20 protein-coding genes are annotated in these 21,775 nt (G+C 72.7%); 8 read left to right on the top strand and 12 right to left on the bottom strand.

The features are described 5' to 3' along the window. Nucleotides 1–21: 21 nt before the first annotated feature. Complete coding sequence (locus V2J52_RS03315) at nucleotides 22–1,668, bottom strand: NAD+ synthase (RefSeq protein ID WP_331226231.1); 1,647 nt, start codon at nucleotides 1,666–1,668, stop codon at nucleotides 22–24. A gap of 131 nt (nucleotides 1,669–1,799) precedes the next feature. On the opposite strand from V2J52_RS03315, the gene V2J52_RS03310 reads away from it, so the two are divergent. Both V2J52_RS03310 and V2J52_RS03305 read left to right on the top strand, forming a co-directional pair. Further along, complete coding sequence (locus V2J52_RS03310) at nucleotides 1,800–2,570, top strand: cyclase family protein (protein ID WP_331226230.1); 771 nt, start codon at nucleotides 1,800–1,802, stop codon at nucleotides 2,568–2,570. Between the two features lie 2 nt (nucleotides 2,571–2,572). Then, entirely contained in the window at nucleotides 2,573–4,210 is a 1,638-nt protein-coding gene (locus V2J52_RS03305; RefSeq protein WP_331226229.1) for a thiamine pyrophosphate-binding protein, read from the top strand. Nucleotides 4,211–4,213: 3 nt separating this feature from the next. Here V2J52_RS03305 and V2J52_RS03300 read toward each other — a convergent pair whose 3' ends face one another. From V2J52_RS03300 to V2J52_RS03285, 4 genes are all read right to left on the bottom strand, one after another. Beyond that, entirely contained in the window at nucleotides 4,214–4,735 is a 522-nt protein-coding gene (locus V2J52_RS03300; protein ID WP_331226228.1) for a flavin reductase family protein, read from the bottom strand. A gap of 207 nt (nucleotides 4,736–4,942) precedes the next feature. Then, on the bottom strand, nucleotides 4,943–5,980 hold the full coding sequence (locus tag V2J52_RS03295) for an Rv2578c family radical SAM protein (protein ID WP_331226227.1): 1,038 nt from the start codon (nucleotides 5,978–5,980) through the stop codon (nucleotides 4,943–4,945). Nucleotides 5,981–6,030: 50 nt separating this feature from the next. Continuing rightward, complete coding sequence (locus V2J52_RS03290) at nucleotides 6,031–6,708, bottom strand: NADPH-dependent F420 reductase (RefSeq protein WP_491062099.1); 678 nt, start codon at nucleotides 6,706–6,708, stop codon at nucleotides 6,031–6,033. 35 nt (nucleotides 6,709–6,743) lie between these two features. Beyond that, entirely contained in the window at nucleotides 6,744–7,175 is a 432-nt protein-coding gene (locus V2J52_RS03285) for a DUF1801 domain-containing protein (RefSeq protein ID WP_331226226.1), read from the bottom strand. A 61-nt stretch (nucleotides 7,176–7,236) separates the two neighbouring features. Here V2J52_RS03285 and V2J52_RS03280 point away from each other — a divergent pair, with 61 nt between their 5' ends. The 3 genes from V2J52_RS03280 to V2J52_RS03270 all read left to right on the top strand — a co-directional run bounded on the left by V2J52_RS03280 (nucleotide 7,237) and on the right by V2J52_RS03270 (nucleotide 12,574). Beyond that, nucleotides 7,237–7,788, top strand: coding sequence for a dihydrofolate reductase family protein (locus V2J52_RS03280; RefSeq protein ID WP_331226225.1), 552 nt, complete (start codon nucleotides 7,237–7,239; stop codon nucleotides 7,786–7,788). Between the two features lie 34 nt (nucleotides 7,789–7,822). Continuing rightward, nucleotides 7,823–11,323: a TM0106 family RecB-like putative nuclease gene (locus tag V2J52_RS03275; RefSeq protein WP_331226224.1), complete on the top strand. Its 3,501-nt coding sequence runs from the start codon at nucleotides 7,823–7,825 to the stop codon at nucleotides 11,321–11,323. Nucleotides 11,324–11,386: 63 nt separating this feature from the next. Then, nucleotides 11,387–12,574, top strand: coding sequence for an amidohydrolase (locus V2J52_RS03270; RefSeq protein ID WP_331226490.1), 1,188 nt, complete (start codon nucleotides 11,387–11,389; stop codon nucleotides 12,572–12,574). A gap of 7 nt (nucleotides 12,575–12,581) precedes the next feature. On the opposite strand, the gene V2J52_RS03265 is transcribed toward V2J52_RS03270, so the two are convergent. Next, a complete protein-coding gene (locus V2J52_RS03265) occupies nucleotides 12,582–13,007 on the bottom strand; it encodes a VOC family protein (protein WP_331226223.1) in 426 nt (141 codons plus the stop codon). Nucleotides 13,008–13,235: 228 nt separating this feature from the next. On the opposite strand from V2J52_RS03265, the gene V2J52_RS03260 reads away from it, so the two are divergent. The 3 genes from V2J52_RS03260 to V2J52_RS03250 all read left to right on the top strand — a co-directional run bounded on the left by V2J52_RS03260 (nucleotide 13,236) and on the right by V2J52_RS03250 (nucleotide 15,924). Continuing rightward, the gene (locus V2J52_RS03260; protein WP_331226222.1) at nucleotides 13,236–14,255 is read left to right on the top strand and encodes a sigma-70 family RNA polymerase sigma factor; all 1,020 of its coding nucleotides are present in this window, start codon (nucleotides 13,236–13,238) and stop codon (nucleotides 14,253–14,255) included. A gap of 275 nt (nucleotides 14,256–14,530) precedes the next feature. Beyond that, nucleotides 14,531–15,478, top strand: coding sequence for a cytochrome b/b6 domain-containing protein (locus V2J52_RS03255; protein ID WP_331226221.1), 948 nt, complete (start codon nucleotides 14,531–14,533; stop codon nucleotides 15,476–15,478). Further along, nucleotides 15,475–15,924 (top strand): RDD family protein, encoded by a 450-nt coding sequence (locus tag V2J52_RS03250; RefSeq protein WP_331226220.1) that lies wholly within the window; start codon nucleotides 15,475–15,477, stop codon nucleotides 15,922–15,924. Before V2J52_RS03255 ends, V2J52_RS03250 begins: the two co-directional genes overlap by 4 nt. A 47-nt stretch (nucleotides 15,925–15,971) precedes the next feature. Here V2J52_RS03250 and V2J52_RS03245 read toward each other — a convergent pair whose 3' ends face one another. The 6 genes from V2J52_RS03245 to V2J52_RS03220 are packed head-to-tail and all read right to left on the bottom strand — an operon-like array spanning nucleotide 15,972 to nucleotide 21,688. Beyond that, on the bottom strand, nucleotides 15,972–16,895 hold the full coding sequence (locus tag V2J52_RS03245) for a hypothetical protein (RefSeq protein WP_331226219.1): 924 nt from the start codon (nucleotides 16,893–16,895) through the stop codon (nucleotides 15,972–15,974). A gap of 40 nt (nucleotides 16,896–16,935) precedes the next feature. After that, nucleotides 16,936–17,316, bottom strand: coding sequence for a hypothetical protein (locus tag V2J52_RS03240; RefSeq protein ID WP_331226218.1), 381 nt, complete (start codon nucleotides 17,314–17,316; stop codon nucleotides 16,936–16,938). Further along, a complete protein-coding gene (locus V2J52_RS03235) occupies nucleotides 17,313–20,672 on the bottom strand; it encodes an autotransporter outer membrane beta-barrel domain-containing protein (protein WP_331226217.1) in 3,360 nt (1,119 codons plus the stop codon). The genes V2J52_RS03240 and V2J52_RS03235 overlap by 4 nt, the downstream gene beginning before the upstream one ends. Further along, nucleotides 20,669–21,013 carry a DUF6507 family protein gene (locus tag V2J52_RS03230; protein WP_331226216.1) on the bottom strand — a complete coding sequence of 115 codons (345 nt, stop codon included), beginning with the start codon at nucleotides 21,011–21,013 and terminating at the stop codon, nucleotides 20,669–20,671. Before V2J52_RS03230 ends, V2J52_RS03235 begins: the two co-directional genes overlap by 4 nt. A gap of 4 nt (nucleotides 21,014–21,017) precedes the next feature. After that, on the bottom strand, nucleotides 21,018–21,338 hold the full coding sequence (locus V2J52_RS03225) for a pore-forming ESAT-6 family protein (protein WP_331226215.1): 321 nt from the start codon (nucleotides 21,336–21,338) through the stop codon (nucleotides 21,018–21,020). Nucleotides 21,339–21,349: 11 nt separating this feature from the next. Then, the gene (locus tag V2J52_RS03220; RefSeq protein WP_331226214.1) at nucleotides 21,350–21,688 is read right to left on the bottom strand and encodes a hypothetical protein; all 339 of its coding nucleotides are present in this window, start codon (nucleotides 21,686–21,688) and stop codon (nucleotides 21,350–21,352) included. Nucleotides 21,689–21,775 lie beyond the last annotated feature (87 nt).

Genomic DNA, 21,775 nt, shown 5'->3' with positions numbered 1-21,775 from the left:
ATGCGCGGTGGTGCCATGACCTTACGACTCCTGCCAGGCGCTGGTGATCGGCAGCCGCCGGTCGCGCCCGAACGCGAGCGGGGTCACCTTCGGTCCGGGGGCGAACTGGCGCCGCTTCCACTCCGCCCGGCCGACGAGCTGCAGCACCTGGTCGACGATGTCGGGCTCGAACCCTTCCGCGATGAGCTCGCCGCGACCCTTGGACGCCGCGATGTGGGCATCCAGCAACCGGTCGAGCACCTCGTACTCGGGCAGCGAGTCGGAGTCCTGCTGGCCGGGTCGCAGCTCGGCCGACGGGGCCTTGGTGATGGTGTTCGACGGGATCGGCGCCGGCAGGCCGAGGGACTCCGCCTGCGCGTTGCGCCACCGTGCCAGCTCCCACACGTGGGTCTTGGAGACGTCCTTGAGCGGTGCGTAGCCGCCGACGGCGTCGCCGTAGATCGTCGAGTACCCCACGGACAGCTCGGACTTGTTGCCCGGCGCGAGCACCAGCGGCCCCTCGGCGTTGGAGATGGCCATGAGGATGACCCCACGCACCCGCGCCTGGAGGTTCTCCTCGGCGATCCCGGTGAGCTCGAGCTCGCCCTGGAAGGCGTCGACCATCGGCGCGATGGGCTGCACCCGGTAGTCCAGCCCGGTGGCCTCGGCGAGGGCCTCGGCGTCGTCGCGGGAGTGCTGGGAGGAGTAGCCCGAGGGCATCGACACCGCGATGACGTTCGCCGCGCCGATCGCGTCGCACGCGATGGTGGCGACGAGCGCGGAGTCGATCCCGCCGGAGAGGCCGAGCACCACCTTCTGGAAACCGTTCTTGCGCACGTAGTCCGCCAGCCCCAGGGTGACGGCGTCGTACATCTCGCCGGTCGGGTCGAGGTCCTTGGCGCCGCGATCGGCGTCGTGGACGGCCGACGGCACGCCGGCGTCGGCGAGGTCGACGAGCAGCAGGTGCTCGGTGAAGGACGGCGCGGTGGCGACGACGGCGCCGGTCGCGTCGGTGACGAACGACGCGCCGTCGAACACGAGGTCGTCCTGCGAACCGACGAGGTTGACGTAGGCGACCGGCGCGGCCACCTCCCGTGCCCGCTGCGCGGCGACCTCCTGCCGAGTCCCTCGCTTGACGTGCTCGAAGGGGGAGCCGTTGATGACCAGCAGCGCGTCGAGGCGCTCCCCGCTGTAGTGCGACACCGGCCCGCCGGTCTGCCAGATGTCCTCGCAGATCGCCAGCCCCAGCCGCCGGCCGCGCACCTCGAGGACGACCGGCTGGTCCCCGGCGCGGAAGATGCGGTACTCGTCGAAGACGCCGTAGGAGGGCAGGTGGTGCTTGACGTAGACCTGGGTGACCTCCCCACCCCGAAGCACCGCGGCGGTGTTCGTCGGGTGGTTGTGGCTCGTGGTGCCGAGCGAGCCGACGACGACGGCGATGTCACCGTGGCCGGCCGATGCCAGCTCACCGGCGAGCTCGTCGAGCCGATCGGCGACGGCGCGCTGGAAGGACCCGCGCAGCGCGAGGTCCTCGACCGGGTAGCCGGGCAGCGCCATCTCCGGCAGCACGACCACCTCCGCGCCGGCGCTCGCGGCGTCGGTGACGGCCCGCCGGATGCGGGTGGCGTTGCCGTCGAGGTCGCCGACGGAGCTGTTGACCTGGGCGAGGGCGAGGCGGAGTGGGGCCATGGAGGCAGCGTAGTGCGGACCCCGGTGGCGTGCGGCTCGGTCCGGCGTGGTCCCAGCACCCGAACCGGGGCCGGTCAGCCGGTGTCGGGTGTGCCAGGATCGGCCCAGCAACGACCGTCGAAGGAGACTCCATGCCCGTGCTCGCCGATCTCATCACCGCCCTTCGTTCGCGCGCCATCGAGGTCGTCGACCTCACTGCGCCGCTGAGCGACGAGACCCCGCTCCTCGAGCTGCCCGAGCAGTTCGGCCAGACCGCCCGCTTCGAGCTGGAGGAGATCTCGCGCTACGACGACCGCGGGCCCGCCTGGTACTGGAACAACTTCCGCACCGGCGAGCACACCGGCACCCACTTCGACGCGCCCAACCACTGGGTCACCGGCAAGGACCTCGCGGATATCGCCTCGGTGCCGCCGGCCGCGTTCGTGGCACCGGCCGTCGTCCTGGACGTCACCGCCGAGGTCGCCGCGAACCCGGACTTCCTCATCGAGGTCGAGCACATCCGCGCCTTCGAGGCCGAGCACGGCCCGCTGCCCGAGGGCGGCTGGCTGCTGTGCCGCACCGGCTGGTCGGCCCGCACCACCCAGCAGGACATGATCAACAAGGACGAGCACGGCCCGCACAGCCCCGGGCTGTCCGCCGAGGCCGCCCGGTGGGTCGCCGAGGACAGCCCGCTGCAGGGCATCGGCGTGGAGACGGTCGGTACCGACGCCGGGGCGGCCGCCGGCTTCGACCCGCTGTTCCCGTGCCACGCCTACCTCATGGGCGCCGACAAGTACGGCCTGGCGCAGCTGCAGAACCTCGACCGGCTGCCGGTCACCGGTGCCGTCGTCATCGCGACGCCGCTGAAGATCGTCGGCGGCTCCGGCTCGCCGGCCCGCGTGCTGGCGCTCGTCGAGCGCTGACCGTGCGCGTCGCGGAGGCAGTCGGCCGGGCGCTTGCCGGCGCCGGGGTCGACCATGTGTTCGGCGTCGTCGGCTCGGGCAACTTCCACGTCACCAACGCGATGGTCGACGCCGGAGCCACCTTCGTCGCCGCCCGTCACGAGGGCGGCGCCGCGACGATGGCCGACGCCTACGCCCGTACCTCGGGCACGGTGGCCGCGCTGACGGTGCACCAGGGTTGCGGCCTCACCAACGCGATGACCGGGATCGCCGAGGCCGCCAAGTCCCGCACCGCCCTCGTCGTGCTCGCCCCGGAGGCCACCACGCCGACGTCGAACTTCTACGTCGACCAGGACGCCCTCGCGCGTGCCGTCGGCGCCGTCCCGCTGCGGGTCACCGACCCGGCCACCGCCGTCGCGGCGGCGCTGTCGGCCGTGGCGATCGCCCGTGACCAGCGGCGGACCGTCGTCCTCGGCCTGCCGCTGGACGTCCAGGACCTCGACGCCGGGGATCCGGCCTTCCCGCCGTTGCCGGCACCTTCGCCGCCGGCCGGTGCTGCGGCCGCAGACAACGAGCGCCTGGCCGAGGCGATCCGGGCGGCGCGCCGCCCGGTGTTCGTCGCCGGCCGAGGTGCCCGCGCGCCCGAGGCGGGGGACGCGCTGGTCGCGCTCGCCGACCAGTGCGGTGCGCTGCTGGCGACCTCCGCCGTCGCCAAGGGGCTCTTCACCGGCGAGCCGTGGTCGTTGGACGTCTCCGGCGGGTTCTCCTCACCGCTGGCCGCCGAGCTCATCGCCGGCGCCGACCTCGTCGTCGGCTGGGGCTGCGCGCTGAACATGTGGACCATGCGGCACGGCCGCCTCCTGGCCGAGTCAGCGACTGTCGTCCAGGTCGACGACACCCCGGAGGCGCTCGGCGCGCATCGTGACCTGAGCTTCGGGGTGGTCGGGGACGTGGCCGCCACCGCGGCGGCGGTGTCCGCGCAGCTGGCACCGGGGACCGGGGGAGCGGCCGTGGGGTACCGCAGCGAGGAGCTGCGAGCCCGGCTGAGCACCGAGCTGCGGTGGCGCGACGTGCCCTTCGAGGACTGCTCGGACGAGACCCGGATCGACCCGCGGGCGCTGACCATCGCGCTCGACGACCTGCTGCCGCGCGAGCGCGTGGTGTCGGTGGACTCGGGCAACTTCATGGGCTACCCGAGCATGTTCCTCGACGTGCCGGACGAGCAGGGCTTCTGCTTCACCCAGGCGTTCCAGTCGATCGGCCTCGGCCTGGCGACCGCGATCGGCGCCGGCCTGGCCCGCCCGGACCGGCTGGCCGTCGCGGCCCTCGGCGACGGCGGCGCGCTCATGGGCGCCGCGGAGCTGGACACCGTGCGCCGGCTCGGGCTGGCGATGGTCGTCGTCGTGTACAACGACGACGCCTACGGCGCCGAGGTGCACCACTTCGCCGGCGAGCAGCTGGCGACCGTGGAGTTCCCGCCGACCGACATCGCGGCGGTCGGCCGCGGCTACGGCTTCGAGGCGGTGACGGTGCGCTCCCTCGACGACCTCGGCCCGGTGGCCGACTGGCTCGCCGGCCCGCGGGTGCGCCCGCTGCTCATCGACGCCAAGATCGTGGCCGACGAGCCGTCATGGTGGCTCGCGGAGGCCTTCGGGCACTGACTCTCAGCCGAGCCGGTGGTAGGTCCGGTCGACGTAGACGAGCGGTTCGGGATCGTCAGCGCGGTGGGCGAGGTCCGCGTGCACGGTGATGAGCAGGCTGTCGCCGACCGGGAAGCGGTGGGCGATCCGGCCCCGGACCCACGCCGTCGTGCCTCGCAGCACCGGCTCCCCGGTGGGCAGCGGGCACCAGTCGACGCCCTCGAACCGGTCGACGCCGCGGCGGGCGAACCGGGCGGCGACGTCGCTCTGGTCGGCGGCCAGGAAGTTGACGACCAGGGACTGGGCGGCCTCGAGGGCGGGGCGCGACGAGGAGGTCGACGCCAGCGAGAACGCCAGCAGCGGCGGGTCCGCGGAGACCGAGATGACCGAGGTCGCGGTGAGGCCGACCGGCCCGGTGGGCGTGCGCAGCGTGATGACGGCGACCCCGGCGGGGTGGTGCCGGAACACCGCCTTGAACTCCTCGACGGTCACGCCCCCGGCGGCCGGCAGCGGCCCGCCGGTGAGCGGGGTGGGGTCGGTGTGCATGCCCCCGATCATCCCACGCACCGATCCGCGCTACCCGGATCGTGATGGCGCTCATGGTGGCGGCGGATCCGGCCGGGCGGACCGGTGGCGGCGGCAGATCCGGCCACACCCCCGGCGAGTCCTACGGGACACGCCGGGGCGGGATGGCGAAAGCGGGCAGCGCGGAGGCGGATGTGGCCGGATCCTCGCGGCCGGCCGGCCAGACCGTCAGAAGAGCGACTGCTGCATGACCGACTCCGGCGCGGTCACCGGCGCGATCGGCGCGGCGCTGCCTGCCACCTCACGCAGCCGCGGCGACCCCGTCAGCCCGTGGCGTCGCAGCAGCGGGCGGGCTCGGTCGCGCAGCCAGTCGCGGTACTTGGCCGTGACGTAGGAGCCCCGGCCGTAGAGCTCCTGGTACCGGCGCACCAGCGCCGGGCGGTGCTCGGCCAACCACCCGAGGTACCACTCGCGGACCCCCGGACGCAGGTGGGCGGGGATGACCATGGCGGAGGTCGCACCCGCCGCGGCGACCGCCCCGAGGAGGGCGTCGAGGTGCTCGACGGAGTCGGTGAGCCACGGCAGCACCGGCGCGACCATCACGTGGCAGTCCAGGCCGGTGTCGCGGACGGCGCGGATGAGGTCGAGCCGGGCGCGCGGCGTCGGTGTCCCGGGCTCGACCAGCTGCTGGAGCTCCTCGTCGATGATCGCCAGCGACACCCCGACCGAGACCGGCACCTGCGACGCCGCGGCACCGAGCAGCGGCAGGTCCCGGCGCAGCAGGGTGCCCTTGGTCAGCAACGAGATCGGCGTGCCGGCGTCGGCAAGTGCCGAGATGATCCCGGGCATCAGCCGGTAGCGACCCTCGGCGCGCTGGTAGGGGTCGGTGTTGGTGCCGAGGGCGACCTGCTCGCGGCCCCAGGACGGCTTGGTGAGCTCGCGCCGCAGCACCTCGGGGGTGTTGACCTTGACGATGATCCGGGAGTCGAAGTCGGCCCCGGCATCCATGTCGAGGTAGCGGTGGGTGCTGCGCGCGTAGCAGTAGGTGCACGCGTGGCTGCAGCCCCGGAAGGGGTTGACCGTCCACCGGAACGGCATCTGCGAAGCGGCCGGCACCCGGTTGAGCACCGACTTGGCGGCCACCTCGTAGAACGTCATGCCCGCAAACTCCGGCGTGCGCACCGTGCGCAGCAGTCCGGCCATCCGGGCGAGGCCGGGCAGCGCACCGTCGTCGGCCGTCGTGATCTGCTGCCCGTCCCACCGCATGGCTACAGTCGAACAGGCGTACGAGCCGGCGTCAAGGCGCCGGGCTGGGATCAGCCCTCGCCGTACCGCCTGGCCTCCGCCAGCAGCGCCGCGATGCGGTCGGCACCAGCCGGTGTCGAGCCGCCGTCCGCGCCGCGGTAGGGCGCGACGTAGACGGGGGTGTCACGCTGGGCGCGCCAGCCCTCGGCGAGCGCGCCGGCGTCGAGGACGTCGTAGCCGAGCCTGTCGATCACGTCGGCCGCGGTCTGCTTCGCGGCGTCGTCGTTACCGGCGATGGGCAGCGTGGTGCGGTCGGGTGCGTCGGCCGGCCGGGGGAGCTCGGCGAGGTCCTCGAAGTAGATGTTGTTGAACGCCTTCACCACCAGCGAGTCCGGCAGGTGCGCCTGGAGCAGTTCGCTCGTCGTCGTGCTCTCGTCGTCGAGCTCGGCGACGCGGCCGTCTCGGTCGGGGTAGTAGTTGTTCGTGTCCAGCACGACCTTCCCGGCCAGCGGGCCGACCGGGACCTCGCGGTAGGCGTTGAGCGGCACGGTGACGACGACGACGTCGCCCGCCTCGGCCGCCTCCGTCGACGTCCCCGCCCGGGCCCGGTCGCCCAGCTGGGCCACGAGGTCGGCCAGGGTCTCCGGCCCCCGTGAGTTGCTGAGCACGACGTCGTAGCCGGCCGCGATGGCGAGGCGCGCGAGCGTCGAGCCGATGTGGCCACTGCCGATGAGTCCGATAGTTGTCATGCCCAGGGCAACGGGTGGAGCGGCGGCGTTGTTCCTCAGTCGTCGCGGTGCACGTAGTCCGTCGTCGACCCGTGCCGGTAGCCGGCGGCGACCATCTCGGCGAGGACCTCCCGGTCGACGTCGTCGAGCTTGTTGACGTAGAGGCACGACACCCCGGTGCGGTGCTTGCCGAGCCTGCCGAGCAGCTCGGCTGATTCCGGTGCGTCGGTGAGCCCGTACAGGCTCAGTCGCGCCTTCTGCGGGGCGAACCCGACGAGAAAGGCGTCACCCTCGCGGCCGCTCTCGTACCGGTAGCGGTAGTTCCCGAAGCCGATGATCGACGGCCCCCACATCATCGGCTGCTCACCGGTGAGCCGTGTCATGAGCTCGAGCAGCTCCTCGGCGTCGTGGCGACGGGTAGGGTGCTCGACACCGGCGACGAACTCGCGGGGGTCGACGTCGGTCGGCTGCATCTTGTTCTCGCTCATGCGTCACAGCATGGCGCGACGTCGCTACCGTGGTCCACCAACCCGCGGAGGAGGTCCGGGCATGGCGACACTGCTCTACTCGGCCACGATGTCGGTGGACGGCTTCATCGCCGGCCCCGGTAGCGACATGTCGTGGCTCGCCGAGCACGCCGGACCGGCCCCGGTGGCCGACGCGCTCGTCACCGAGGTCGGGGCGCTCCTCGTGGGGCGGCGGACCTACGACGGCGACGACCCCAACCGCGGCGACCCGGAGAAGGAGGGCGCCTTCGCCGGTCAGTGGGACGGCCGCCAGGTGGTCCTCACCCACCGGCTGCCGGGGACCGACGTCCCGGGCGTCACCTTCAACGACGACCTCCGAGCGGCCGTCGCGCTGGCGTCGGCCGCGGCCGACGCCGCCGGCGGGAAGTATGTCAACGTGCTCGGCGCCGACGTCGCCCGGCAGTGCCTGGCAGCCGGGCTGCTCGACGAGGTCCTCGTGTTCACCGTCCCGGTGCTCCTCGGCGACGGTGTCCGGCTGTACTCACAGCCCGGCGGCACGCGCACGAGGCTCGAGCGGATCGCCACGGTGGCCCCGCCCGACGCGATGACGGCCTGGTACCGGGTGCTGCGGTAGCGGCGATGTCGTACCCCGGCCCTAAGGTCAGGGCATGTTCCTCCTCGACGACGGCGTCATCGTCTACAGCGCGAGCGACCTCGCCGCCGCGGCCGCCTGCGAGTTCGCGCTGCTGCGGGTGCTCGACGGCAAGCTCGGCCGCGCGGAGCCGGTCGCGCTCGCCGGTGACGCCATGCTCGAGCGCGCCGCCCGGCTCGGCGACCAGCACGAGGCACGTGTGCTCGCCGGGCTCGAGGCGCAGCACGGCCCGTGGGACCCCGCGTCAGGTCGCGGCGTCGCCCGGATCGAGCGGCCGGCGGGTCGAGCCGACCGCGCTCTCCTCGAGGCCAAGCGCGAGGAGACCCTCGAGGTGCTGCGCACCGGCGCCGACGTCGTGTTCCAGGCGGGCTTCTTCGACGGCCGGTTCGCCGGCTGGGCGGACTTCGTCATCCGGGAGCCTGACGGGCGGTACGGGGTCTACGACACCAAGCTCGCTCGCCGGGTGAAGGTCACCGCTCTCCTGCAGCTCGCCGGGTACGCCGACCAGCTGCAGGCCTCCGGCGTCGCCCTGTCCGCCGAGGTGCACCTGTGGTTGGGAGACGCCAGCCTCACCTCGCACCGCCTCGACGACGTGCTGCCGGTCTACCGGGTGCGCCGCGCGCGGCTCGAGGAGGTCCTCGACACCCACCAGGCCGGCGGCGCGACCGTGGACTGGGGCGACCCCCGCTACAGTGCCTGCCTGCGCTGCGAGCTGTGCGAGCCGGAGCTGCTGGCGCGGCGCGACGTGCTGCTCGTCGCCGGGCTGCGCACCACCCAGCGCGCCCGGCTGCAGCGCGCCGGGGTCACCACCGTCGACGCGCTCGCGACCGGCAGCGAGCCCGTCGACGGCATCGGCTCCGCGACGCTCACCAAGCTGCGCGCCCAGGCGCGGCTGCAGGTCGCCCAGCAAGGCGACCAGGTCCGCTTCGAGGTCCACACGCCGCAGGCCATCGCCGCGCTGCCACCGGCGAGCGCGGGGGACGTCTTCTTCGACTTCGAGGGCGACCCGCTGTGGACCGAGAGACCGGGCGACGATGACTGGGGCCTGGAGTACCTCTTCGGCCTGGTCGAAGCACCGGTCGACGGCGCCGAGCCACGTTTCCGGGCGTTCTGGGCGCACGACCGCGTCGCGGAGAAGCAGGCCCTGGTCGACTTCCTGGTCTACGTCGACGAGCGCCGCGCGCGGTACCCCGACATGCACGTCTACCACTACGCGCCCTACGAGCGGTCGGCCCTGCTCCGGCTCGCGGGCCGCCACGGCGTGGGGGAGTCGGCGGTGGACCGGCTGCTGCGCGAGGGGGTGCTCGTGGACCTCTACGCGACCGTCCGGCAGAGCCTGCGCATCGGCCAGGACTCCGCCTCGCTGAAGAAGCTCGAGCCGCTGTACATGCCGCAGGCCCGCGAGGGCGAGGTCGTCACCGCCGGGGAGTCGATCGTCGAGTACGCCGAGGCGTGCGCGGAGCGCGACGCCGGCCGGCTCGAGGAGTGGCAGCGCCGCATCGACGCGATCACGGACTACAACCGGGAGGACTGCGTCTCCACCCTGCGGCTGCGGGACTGGCTGGTGACGCAGGCGACCGCGCTCGGCTTCCCGCCCGGCCCGGCCGTGCTGCCGTCGGCCACCCCCGTCGACGACGACGCTCCCGACGGCGACGAGCTCGCCGCCTCGTTGCTCGGCTTCGCCGACTCCCATGCGTCGCCGGCAGGACGGGACGCCGACCGCCAGGCGGTGGCGATGGTCGCCGCCGCGCTCGACTACCACTGGCGCGAGGCCAAGCCGTTCTGGTGGGCCCACTTCGACCGGCTCGCCACCGACCCGGCGGAGTGGGCCGACGCCCGCGACACGCTCCTCGTCGAGGAGGCCGAGGTGGTCGTCGACTGGGCGGTGCCCCCGGGCAAGCGGGCGGCCTACCGCTCGGTGCGTGTCGTCGGCCGGCTGGACCCCGGCAGCGACCTCACCCCGGGCAGCGCCCGGTGGCTGCTGTACGAGCCACCGCTGCCGGCAGGGGCGAAGAGCTCGGTCAACGGCCACCGTGGCTGGTCCACCCGGGCCGCGATCGGTGGCGTCGACCGGCTGCCCGACGGACGCGTCGCCGCACTGGTGGCGGAGTCGGCACCGGTGGGAGAGGCGGGGCAGACATCCTTGCCGACGGCGCTGATCCCCGCCGCCGGACCCGACACCCGCGGCCTCAAGGCAGCGATCACCGGCCTCGCGAGCCACCTCCAGGCGGGGCTGCCACAACTGCCGCAGCAGCCGGCGCTCGACCTCCTGCGCCGGCGCCCGCCCCGGCTGCGCGACGGCGGCGTGCTGCCGCAGCCCACGTCCCCGACCGGGTACGCCGAGGCGATCACGGCCGCGATCCTCGAGCTCGACGGTTCGTACATCGCCGTGCAGGGGCCACCGGGCACCGGCAAGACCTACGTCGGTGCCCACGTCATCGCGGCGCGCGTCGAGCGCGGCTGGCGCATCGGGGTGGTCGCGCAGTCCCACGCCGTCGTGGAGAACATGCTCGGCGCGACCGCCGCGGCGGGGGTAGCGCGCACCGCCGTCGGCAAGAAGCCCTCGGCCGGCACGGCGGCCGACCCGGACGCGCCGTGGACGTGGCTGCCGGAGAACCGGTTCGCCGGCTTCTTCGCCACCAACCCCGGCGGCTACGTGCTCGGCGGTACTGCCTGGGACTTCGTCAACGCCAACCGGCTGCCGGCCGAGCCGCTCGACCTGCTCGTCATCGACGAGGCCGGCCAGTTCAGCCTGGCCAACACGCTGGCGGTCTCCACCGCCGCCCGCAACCTCCTGCTGCTGGGAGACCCGCAGCAGCTGCCCCAGGTGAGCCAGGGACGTCACCCGGAACCGGTCGACCGGTCGGCCCTCGGCTGGCTCACCGACGGCCACGACACGCTGCCGCCCGAGCTCGGCTACTTCCTCGAGCGCAGCTGGCGGATGCACCCCGAGCTGTGCGCCGCGGTGTCCCGGCTGTCCTACGAGCGGCGGCTGACGAGCATGCCCCACACCGCCGACCGCTCGCTCGACGGCGTCACCCCCGGGGTGCGCACCGTGCTCGTCGCGCACGAGGGCAACGCGGTGGCCTCGGTCGAGGAAGCCCGCGAGGTCGTGACGCAGGTGCGCGACGTCGTCGGGCGGCGGTGGCGCGACCCGTCGGCCGACGTCGACCGATCGCTCACCGCGGCCGACGTGCTCGTCGTCGCGGCGTACAACGCCCAGGTCGGTGCCATCAGGGCCGAGCTGAGTGCCGCCGGCCTCGACGCGGTACCGGTCGGGACGGTCGACAAGTTCCAGGGCCAGCAGGCGCCGGTGGTCATCGTGTCGATGGCCGCGTCCTCGGCCCAGGACGTGCCTCGCGGGATGGACTTCCTGCTCAACCGCAACCGGGTCAACGTCGCCGTCTCCCGCGGCCAGTGGTGCGCCGTCATCGTCCGGGGGAACGCACTGACCGACTACCTGCCCGCCGGCCCGGGCCAGCTGGTCGAGCTCGGGGCATTCCTCGGGCTCGGCTGACGAGGTCGGCGTGGGAGCATCGTGCTGACCGATGACACCCGGCCGGTAGGAGGACCCGTGGACATGGCAGCAGCCGGCAGGTGGCGCGCAGCCGTCCCGCACGCGGTCGCGGCCCGCGCCGAGCTCGTCGTGGCGCTGAGCCGCGCCATCCACCTCGAGCCCGAGCTGGCGTTCGCCGAGCACCACGCCGCCGACGCGATCACCGACCTGCTCGCCCGCGAGGGCTTCGCCGTCGAGCTCGGCGTCGCCGGGCTGCCGACCGCCTTCACCGCCACCGTCGGCACCGGTCCGCTGACCGTGGCGATCTGCGTCGAGTACGACGCGCTGCCCGGCATCGGCCACGCCTGCGGCCACCACCTCATCGCCGGCGCCGGCGTGGCGGCTGCCCTGGGGCTGCAGCCGGTGGCCGGCGAGCTCGGGCTGCGGGTCAAGGTGATCGGCACCCCGGCGGAGGAGCACGGCGGCGGCAAGGTGCTGCTGCTCGAGCGAGGGGTGTTCGACGACGTCGACCTCGCCGTGATGGTCCACCCGCTGCCGGCCGACCACGGCTTCAACCCGCGAGGCACCACCTCGCAGGCGGTGGGTCGCTACCGGGCGACCTTCCACGGCCGCGGCGCCCACGCGGCGGCGTCGCCCCACCGCGGTGTCAACGCCGCGGACGCCGCCGTCGTCGCCCAGGTGGCGATCGGGCTGCTGCGTCAGCAGATTCCCGGGGATCACCGGGTCTCGGCCGTCGTCGCGCACGGCGGGGACGCGACGAACATCATCCCGGAGCGCGCCGTCGTCGACTTCGAGTGCCGGGCCTACTCGATGCCGGAGTTCGAGTCCCTCCTCGAGCGGGTCCGTCGCTGCTTCGAGGCCGGTGCGCTGGCCACCGGCGCCGGCCTCGAGATCGTGGCCACCGAGCCGGTGTACGAGCCGCTCGAGCACGACGACGTGCTGTGCGACCACTGGGCGGCGGCGCTGGAGAGCCTTGGCTACGACACGACGCCGGGGGCCGGCCCCAAGGGCGGATCGACCGACATGGGCAACGTCTCCCGCGTCATCCCCTCGATCCACCCCTGGGTGAGCATCCCGACGACCACCGCCTCGATCCACACCGCCGAGTTCGCCGCCGCGGCGATCGAGCCGGCGGCGCTCGAGGTCATGCTCGACGCCGGCACTGCGTTGGCGCTGACCGTCGCCGGAGCGGCGACGTCGGCCGAGGCCGTCACGCTGCTGCGGGCCAGGCGCGCCGAGCTGGCCAGCTGACCGCCCCTCAGCCCGCCGAGGGCTGGGACATGTAGAGGATCTCCCAGACGTGCCCGTCGGGATCGGTCACTGCCCGGCCGTACATCACCGCGCCGTCGGGCGCCTCGCCCTCGGAGACCATCCCGGTGGCGCGGTGCTCCGCGCCGCCGTTGGCCACCGCCGCCGCCACGAACGCGTCCACCTCGTCCCGCGTGGCCGCCGACAAGCAGTTGATCACCTGGCTCACCTCGTGGGCGTCGGCGATCGGGGTGGTGACGAAGTCGGCGAACCGGGAGTGGTCGAGCGCCATGACGTAGATGGTCGGCGAGATGACCACGCAGGCGCAGTGCTCGTCGGAGAACATCTCGTTGATCTCGAAGCCGAGCGCGCGGTAGAACGTGCGGGTGGCCAGGAGGTCGCCGACCGGCAGGTTGACGAAGATCATGCGGTCCATCGGGCTTCCTCTCGTCTCGGCCCAGCTGGGCCGGTGTACTCATGACCGACCCGGGGCAGGCGTCGAACTCATCGCGGCGGGCGGCGATGAGTTCCGCCACCGCCGGAGGTCGGTAGCAGGAGAGGGCCGTGGTGGCCCCGACGAGAGGAGACGACCTGTGCCCAGCACCGACGTGGGGGATGGCCGATGACCCTGGTACTCCCTGGCAGGCCGCAGTACCGTCGACCCATGCCACGCTCGACAGCGACCCGGACGACGACTGCGCCGAGCTCCGCGCCCACCACCGAGGACGAGGTCGCCGCGCTCCTGGAGCCGATGCGCCGCGAGATCCTCGCGCACTGCTACCGGATGACCGGGTCGGTGCACGACGCCGAAGACCTCGTGCAGGAGACCTACCTGCGGGCGTGGCGGGCCTTCCACGGCTTCGAGAACCGCTCCTCGCTGCGCACCTGGCTGTTCCGGATCGCCACCAACACCTGCTTGACGCACCTCGAGGGGCGGCGCCGGCGGCCGCTGCCGACCGGGCTGGGAGCACCCGCCACCGACGCCCGGCACGAGCCGCGGGAGGACCCGTCGACCAGCTGGCTGGAGCCCATGCCCGACGCGCTCCTGTGGGCGACGACGCCGGCCGACCCGGCCACCCAGGCGGTGGCGCACGACAGCATCCGGCTTGCGTTCGTCGCGGCGCTGCAGCACCTCACCGCCCAGCAGCGGGCCGTGCTGCTGCTGCGCGACGTGCTCGCGTGGCGCGCGCGGGAGGTGGCGGAGTCCCTCGACATGACCGTCGCCGGGGTGAACTCGACGCTGCAGCGGGCCCGAGCCCGGCTCGACGCCATCGACACCGAGGCGCCCCCGGTGCTGCCCGCGGACGACCGCCGTCGCCGGCTGCTCGATGCCTACGTCGCGGCCTTCGAGGCGTACGACATCGGGGCGATCGTCGACCTCCTCGCCGCCGACGTCGTCTGGGAGATGCCGCCGTTCCCCGGCTGGTACCAGGGGCCGCAGCAGGTGCGCACCCTCATCGCGACCTGGTGCCCGGCCCGCGCCCCGGGCGACATGCGGATGGTCCCGACCGCCGCGAACGGGCTGCCGGCGATGGCGCTGTACATGCGCGGGCAGGACGGCGTGCACCGTGCGTTCCACATCCAGCAGATCAGTGCCAGGCCCGACGGCGTGGCGCACGTGACGGCGTGGTTCACACCCGGCCTGTTCACCAGCTTCGGCCTCCCGGAGGTCCTGGCGACGTAGCCCGCCGCGGTACCGGCGCGGTCCGCGCGGCCCCTCGCGCGCCCGGCAGCCCGGCGTGGGCAGATGGCTCGCCAGTATCGCTCACGGGGGAGTGCCAGGACTGGCGACCGTTGAGCCATCGGGGCGAGGCGAGCGCAGGGGGCGAGGCGGACGAGGTGAGCGCCCGGGGCGAGGCGGGCGCTGAGTCGTGGGTGCCTGGGCCGTAGGCTATGGCGGGGCTGTGACGGCACACCCGTGCGCGGCCCCTCACACCCATCGGACGAAATGAGTACGGCATGGCCCGGACGAGGCCCACGGGACGACCTGGCGCGGGCAGTCGCTGGCGGACGCTCGGCTGGCTGCTGCCGACGGCGCTGGTGGCGCTCGTCGTGGTCGTCCTGCTCGCGAGGTGGCTGCGCACGGTGCCGGCGGTCGCTGACTTCCTGCTGGCGTACCCCGGTGAGACGGACCTGCCCGAGGCGGCGCCCGTCGGATTCCCGGCGTGGCTCGCCTGGCAGCACTTCCTCAACGCCTTCTTCCTGGTCTTCATCATCCGCAGCGGTCTGCTCGTGCGCAGCACCCAGCGCCCCAAGGGGCACTGGCAGCGTCGCAACACCGGCCGGTTGCGGACGGCGGGCAAGCCAGCACGGATCAGCCTCAACCTGTGGCTCCACCTCGCCGTCGACATCCTCTGGACGCTCAACGGCCTGGTGTTTATGGTGCTGATCTTCATCACCGGGCAGTGGTTGCGGATCGTACCGATCAGCTGGGAGGTCTTCCCCCACGCCGCCTCGGTCGCGATCCAGTACCTGTCGCTCGACTGGCCGGCGCACGCCAGCTGGGTCAGCTACAACGCGCTGCAGCTGCTCGCCTACTTCGTCACCACGTTCGTCGCCGCTCCGCTGGCTCTCCTCAGTGGGCTGCGGATGTCCCCGGGCTGGCCCAAGGGCCAGAGCGGCGTCGCAGGCGCGGTCAACCGGGTCTTGCCGGTGACCGCGGCCCGCGCGATGCACTTCCCGATCATGATCTACTTCGTGGCGTTCACGGTCATGCACGTGACGCTCGTGCTCAGCACCGGTGCGCAGGCGAACCTCAACCACATGTTCGCCGCCCGCAACGACGACAGCTGGCTGGGGCTGATCTTCTTCGCTGGTGCGGTCGTCCTCATGGTCGGTGCCTGGGTGGTCGCCAAACCCGCCTTCACCCAGCCGGTCGCGGCGCTCACCGGCAAGGTCACCCGGTGAACGACGTCCCCGCGCCCTGGGCGGCACGGGTGTTCGGGACCTGGATCGACCTGTTCGTCGTCGGCCTCCCGGCACTGGTGCCGGTGGCCTTCGCGATGGTGACGGCCGAGCCCAGCGACATCTACGGCGACGACGCCAGCCACCTCACTCCGGCGGGTGTCGCGGCGGCGTGGCTGGCCGTGGTGGTCTACCTCGCGCTGTGGTCCTGGAACCGCTACGCGCGCCAGGCCCGGGAGGGGCAGACGGTCGGCAAGCGCAGGCTCGGGACCAGGGTCGTCGATGCCGGCACCGGCGATGTCCCGAGCGGGCGCCGGCTCCTCGCGCGCGACGTTGCGCACGTGCTCGACGTGCTCCCGCTGTGCCTAGGGCTGCTGTGGCCGATCGGTGACCGGCGGGGGCAGACCTTCGCCGACAAGCTCACCGGCACCGTCGTCGTGCCCGCCTGAGTCAGGCCTTCGTGCCCGCCTGAGTCAGGCCTTCGTGCCCGCCTGAGTCAGGCTCGGGCGGGGGCCGCCCACTGCTCCGGGACGAGCTGGGTGTGCTCGACCGCCACGAGCGAGGCGGTCGGCACGGTCACCTCGTACACCCCGGCATCGACCTTCGGCAGCTGGAGCCCCTCGGCGAGGTCGGCGTTGTGGCCGGTGTAGCTCACGTGGGAGATCGACTCGCCGTCCTGCGCGGTCCACTGGTCCACGACCCGCACCGCGAGCCCGTTCCACTTGGCTGCCACGTACATCTCGAACAGCTCGGCCACCTCGTCGCGCGGCACCTCACGGCGCCACCGCCCGGCGCCGGTGGGCTGGAAGCCGTACTGCGCCGGCGGCTCGACCTCGGCGGCGACGACGACACGGTCGGCGAAGACGTCCGCGTTCAGCGCGGTGCCCGACCACATCGCCATCGGGCCGACGTGGCGCGAGATCCGCGGGCTGGCGGCGTGACCGATCTGCTCGGTCTGGGAGTACCAGCCGTGTCCGACGTCGACGTGCTCGGCGAGCACGCGGGAAGTACCGTCCGCTCCTAGCCGGACCAGCTGTGAGCCGGCCGGCACCCGGGAGTGGGCGAGCCAGTACAGCGGGACCACTGCCTCCGCGGTGGCGACGAAGCCGGTCCCGGTGAACGGCGGGCGGTCGATGAAGGTCCCGCCGGTTCGTGCCCGGCTCTCCTCGTCGATCCCGCCGACGGCGTTCTCGAACCGCAGCTGCGGCGTCGCCGGGAACCGGAGGACGTCGACGTGGTTGGCGTCGGGCCGGTGGGGGCTGCCCGGGAACCCGAGCCCGTGCGCCTCGAACACCGCGGCCGGCGTCGTGGCGTGCTCGACGTCGGGGGTCCGGACGACGAACCCGCCGACCCGGTCGAAGCCGCGCTCGAGGTACGCCGCGGACATCTGCGGGGTGACGGCCTTCTGCATGAGTGTCATGCCTGACTTGCTCCTCGGTTGCCCATCCTCGTGCCGGACTCTACAGCTGGAACTCCAGCACTTCCTCGTCGGCGTCCGACAGCGAGCCGACCGTCACACCCCCGGCCCAGACGCCGTACTCGCGCTGGGACAGCTCGGGCCGGCCGTCGATGTCGGTGCCGGTGTACTCGATGGCCGCGTCGTCGCCCAGGACGGCGTCGACCTTGACCCGCTTGCCCTTCCAGATGGCGGTCGTGCGCACGAAGAACACCCGGGACACGTCAGCCACAGTCACCCGGCGCCGCCACCGGCCGCGGTTGTCACGGGCGAACCCGTCCGGCTGGGGCTCGTCGACCGGGGCCAGCAGCAGGATCGCCGGGCCTTGCGGCCTCTCGCACCGGTACGTCACGCCATCGACGACGGCGTAGTGACCGGCCCTCATCGGGGCGCCGGTCCCGGCTGCTCGACGACGGTGTGCCACTCGCCGTCACGGAACACCGCGGCGACCTCCTGCGTGCCGTCCGGTGCGAGCCGCAGCAGCTCGGCTCCCTCCGGGACCGCCACCCTGCTCGGGCCGTAGGTGAACTCCGGGGCGTAGTGCGCGCCGGAGCCGCCGAAGCCGTTGCCCCGGAACGGGTTCGCAGGGTCGAAGGCACGCCCGGCCGCGTACGCGGCATCCGGGTAGTTCGTCTTCACCCAGTCCTGCATCGCGACCCGGCGGGCGGCCGGGTCGGCGATGTCGTAGATGCTCTGCGGCATGTGCTGCATCGCCTCGAGCGGACCGGCGGGCACCGACGGGTCCAGCCGCGGACCGGGAAGGCCGGTGTCCGACATGGTGAGGCCGTCGCCGGCCTGGTAGCGGACCGCGAACATCGACTCCCCGTTCTGGATGAACGGCGAGTCCTTGTAGTTGAGGCCGAGCTGGTCGAAGATCTCCGACGGCGACAGGTCCAGGACGTCCGCGGCGCGGGCGACGAAGCCACCGATGCTGTCGAAGGACCCTGCCGGGTTCACGTTGGTGCGGTTGAACAGTCCCTGCTCGGCGAAGTTGACCATGTCGTCGCCGAGGATGAGCCGAGCGTCGTCGGGCGTGACGATCTTCTGCAGGACGTCGCCGGCGCCGATCGGCGGCAGTGCGTCCCGGATCTGGACGAGGGTGGTGACCTCCTGCCGGGTGAGGTTCTCCAGCGGCGTGTCGACGAGCCTCGTCAGCTGGGTCTCGGTCATCCCGCGAGCCGCGAGCTCGGCCGCCAGTGCGTCCTGGTAGCGAGGTTGGCCGCCTAGCAGGTCGTCGCGGGTGTTGACGACGTGCGGCTGACCGGCGTCGTCGATGACCACGCGGCCGGGCCCAGGCGGGTCGACCGGCGTGCCCGCCGGGCCATCGCCGTCCGGGCGCGGGTTGGTGCCACCCTGCGCGGCATCGTCGACGAGGTTGCCACCGGGGTTCGACCCACCGGTGTTGCCGGAGCCGGATCCGCCGGTCTCGCCTGCGTTGGACCCGCCGGTGTCGCCGGAGTTCGTGCCGCCGGTCTCGCCGGGGGTGTTGTTGCCGCCGGGGTTGGGGCCGCCGTCGGCGATCTCGTCGACGATGCTGGTGCCGGGGTTGGTGCCGCCGGTGCCGGAGCCGGATCCGCCGGTCTCGCCTGCGTTGGACCCGCCGGTCTCGCCGGAGTTGGACCCGCCGGTCTCGCCGGAGTTGGAGCCGCCGGTCTCGCCGGAGTTGGAGCCGCCGGTCTCGCCGGAGTTGGAGCCGCCGGTCTCGCCGGGGGTGTTGTTGCCGCCGGGGTTGGGGCCGCCGTCGGCGATCTCGTCGACGATGCTGGTGCCGGGGTTGGTGCCACCGGTGCCAGAGCCGTTGGACCCGCCGGTCTCGCCGGAGTTGGCGCCGCCGGTCTCGCCGGGGGTGTTGTTGCCGCCGGGGTTGGGGCCGCCGTCGGCGATCTCGTCGACGATGCTGGTGCCGGGGTTGGTGCCACCGGTGCCAGAGCCGTTGGACCCGCCGGTCTCGCCGGAGCCTGACCCGCCGGTGTCGCCGGAGTTGGAGCCGCCAGTCTCGCCAGCGTTGGACCCGCCGGTCTCGCCTGCGTTGGACCCGCCGGTGTCGCCGGAGTTCGTGCCGCCGGTGTCGCCGGAGTTGGAGCCGCCGGTCTCGCCGGGGGTGTTGTTGCCGCCGGGGTTGGGGCCGCCGTCGGCGATCTCGTCGACGATGCTGGTGCCGGGGTTGGTGCCACCGGTGCCAGAGCCACCGGTGCTAGAGCCGCCGGTGTTGCCGTTGCCGGCGCCGCTGCCACCGTTGCCGGTGGGCGTGCCGTCGCCGCCGGAGCTGGTCCCGCCGCCGTTGCCGGAGGACGACCCGCCGGTCGGCGCGTCGGTGCCGCCGCCGGTGGTCTGGCCACCGGTGCTCTGTCCGGGGGAGCCGGGCCCCTCGGTGAACCCGTCGGGCCCGCTTCCGGTACCGCCGACCTGCGAGGCCGGCTGGCTGCCGCTCGGCTGCGTGCCGCTGCCGGAAGGAATCTCGTTGGCGGGGGTGTTCGACCCGACGCGGGCCGGCTCCGGTGCCTCGACCGGCGGCTGCTCGCGCACCGGCTGGGTGTCGGGGTCGCGCACCGGCGGGTTGTTCGCGCCCGGTGCGTCGTAGTTCGGGAGGTCCGCGTCGGGCAAGTTGGTCCGCGGCCGGAAGTCCGGCAGCTCGATGCCGCGAAGGCCGTCGAGGGTGCTGTTGAAGAGGGTCCGGACGGTCGGAGCGGCGAGCTTGCCGCCCTTGAGGGTGAGCCCGATCGGGTCGACGAAGTCGAGGATGTTCGCAGCCCGGGTAAGGGCCGTCGCCACCTTGCCACCCTTGCCGGCTGCCGCGCCGCCCTTGATGCCGGAGACTGCTGCGCCGCCGGGGATGAAGAAGGTCGCGACGTTGAAAATCGTGCCACCGGCGGCCTGGGCGTAGTTGCCGTCGGCCCACTCGTCCCACATGATCATGCCCTTGCCGAGGCCGGCCCAGGCCTCCCCGGGTGGGGTGTCGCCGAGCCCGACGAGGCTGCCGATCGAGTTCCAGGTGCTGCTGAAGACGTCCCACTTGGGCCAGTCGCCGTCGATCCCGACGAGCATCCCCAAGCCCTCGACGGTGCCCCAGATACCGTCGACGATGATGCCGTCCCAGACGAACCGCTTGGTCTGGACGGCGGCCGACTTCGGGCACTTGTCCCGCCGCTCGACCTCCGAGCCCCACGGCATCGCGGCATCGGTGCCCAGCTCGTCGACGCCGTAGCCCAGCGGGTCGTCCTCGCCGGTCATCGCGTGCCAGGGCTCGGCGCCGTACAGCGCGCGGATGGTGTTCGCGCAGGTGCGCTCGGCCTCCCAAAGCAGTACCTGCTGGGCGTTGACCTTACCGACGAGCTCGGTGTTCCGGTCGACGTGGCCCTGGTCGTATTCCCACTCGGGATCGCCGGCGATGTCCTCACGGAAGGTCACGGCGTCCAGCCGAACTGCGTCCAGCGCTGTCTTGATCGGGCGGATGTCGTCGGCGAAGGTGTTCAGTGCCGTGGCCACGGACTCGAGCGCGTCGCCGAAGGCGAGCGTGTCGGTCTCGACGGGGTCCATGACGGTGAGCAGGTCTGCTGACTCCGGGGCCTCGTAGTGCTCCGACAGCACGCGCCAGGCGGTGACGATGTCAGCACCGTGGTCGCGGATGTTGCCGCCCTTGGTGGACAACGTGCTGGCTGCGGTCTCGACGGCATCGGGGTCGAGGTTCTGCCCGGGGATCGCCGAGGGGTTGATCCCTGAGTCGTAGCACTGCGCGGTCATGATTCCTCCGGGTCCCAGAGCTCGTCGCCGCCGGCGGCGGCCGCTTCAGCCTGAATGCCTGCGGCGATCTCAATGTCCCCGTCGATGTATGCCTGGGTGGCGCCGCTGACGCCGTTGATCGAGTTCTGGATCCGGTTGGAGATCGACTCGAGGGTGGTTCCGTAGTGGTCGAAAAATCCGAGGAGGGCGTCTGCGACGACGGGGCTGTCACCGGTGGCGGCAGCGGCTTCCTGAGCAGCCAACGGCAGGGCGTCGATGTCGTCCGACAACAGCACCGCGTGCCCGTCGACGTTCGTAATCACCGTCGTCACCCCGGACGGGGAGATCTTCCACTTCGTCATCGGGTCAGGCAATCCCCTCGACGATGCCCTTGGCGCGGGTGACGGTGGACTTCGCCGTCGCGTCGGTCTGCTCGAGGGACGTGCGCATCGCCGCGATGATCGTGCGGACCTCAGTTGCGACGGTGTTCCACCGCATCTCCTTGGCGTGGTACTCCTCGGACACGCCAGTGGCCTCGTAGTCGGCCATGGCGGACTTGACGTCGCTGTCGCGCGCCGAGATGAGCGTCTCCAGACGGTTGGCGACCCGGTTGAAGTTCTCCTGCGCGGAGGCGGAAGCCGCCTCGTCGTAGTCCCGACGGTCGGCTGCATTACCTGGTGTTGCCATGGTGATCCTCCTCAGGCTCGGGTGGCGCCGAAGCGCGCGGCGTCGAAGTTGCTGGCGTTGGTCGAGGCGGTGATCTCCTCGCGGAGCTGCTCGTCGCCCTCGCCGAAGGTGCGGTCCATGCCGGAGATCCCGGTGAGCACCGCGTGGAGCGCGCCGTTGAGGTCGATGGCGATCCGGTCGGTCTCGGCGTGGAACCGGTCGAAGGCGCCACGGCCCGCACCGTTGAACTTGCCCTGCAGCGGCTCAGCGGCTGCGGCCAGCTCACGGACGAGGGTACCGAGGTCCTCGCTGGAGCTGGAGGTCTTCTTGGTCAGCGTCCCCAGGACGTCCGAACCCATCGCGAACTTCACGATCTGTCTCCTCCCGATCAGAAGCGTGCGGCCGGCAGGCCGCTACGGTGTCCGATGCTTGCACACTGCCGGGGACGACCCCAAGCG

Origin of the sequence: Georgenia sunbinii, from assembly GCF_036421875.1 — a bacterium.
Classification (GTDB): domain Bacteria; phylum Actinomycetota; class Actinomycetes; order Actinomycetales; family Actinomycetaceae; genus Georgenia_B; species Georgenia_B sunbinii.
The sequence above is the reverse complement of the archived record's forward strand: the minus strand, read 5'-3'. Positions and strand labels throughout refer to the sequence as shown.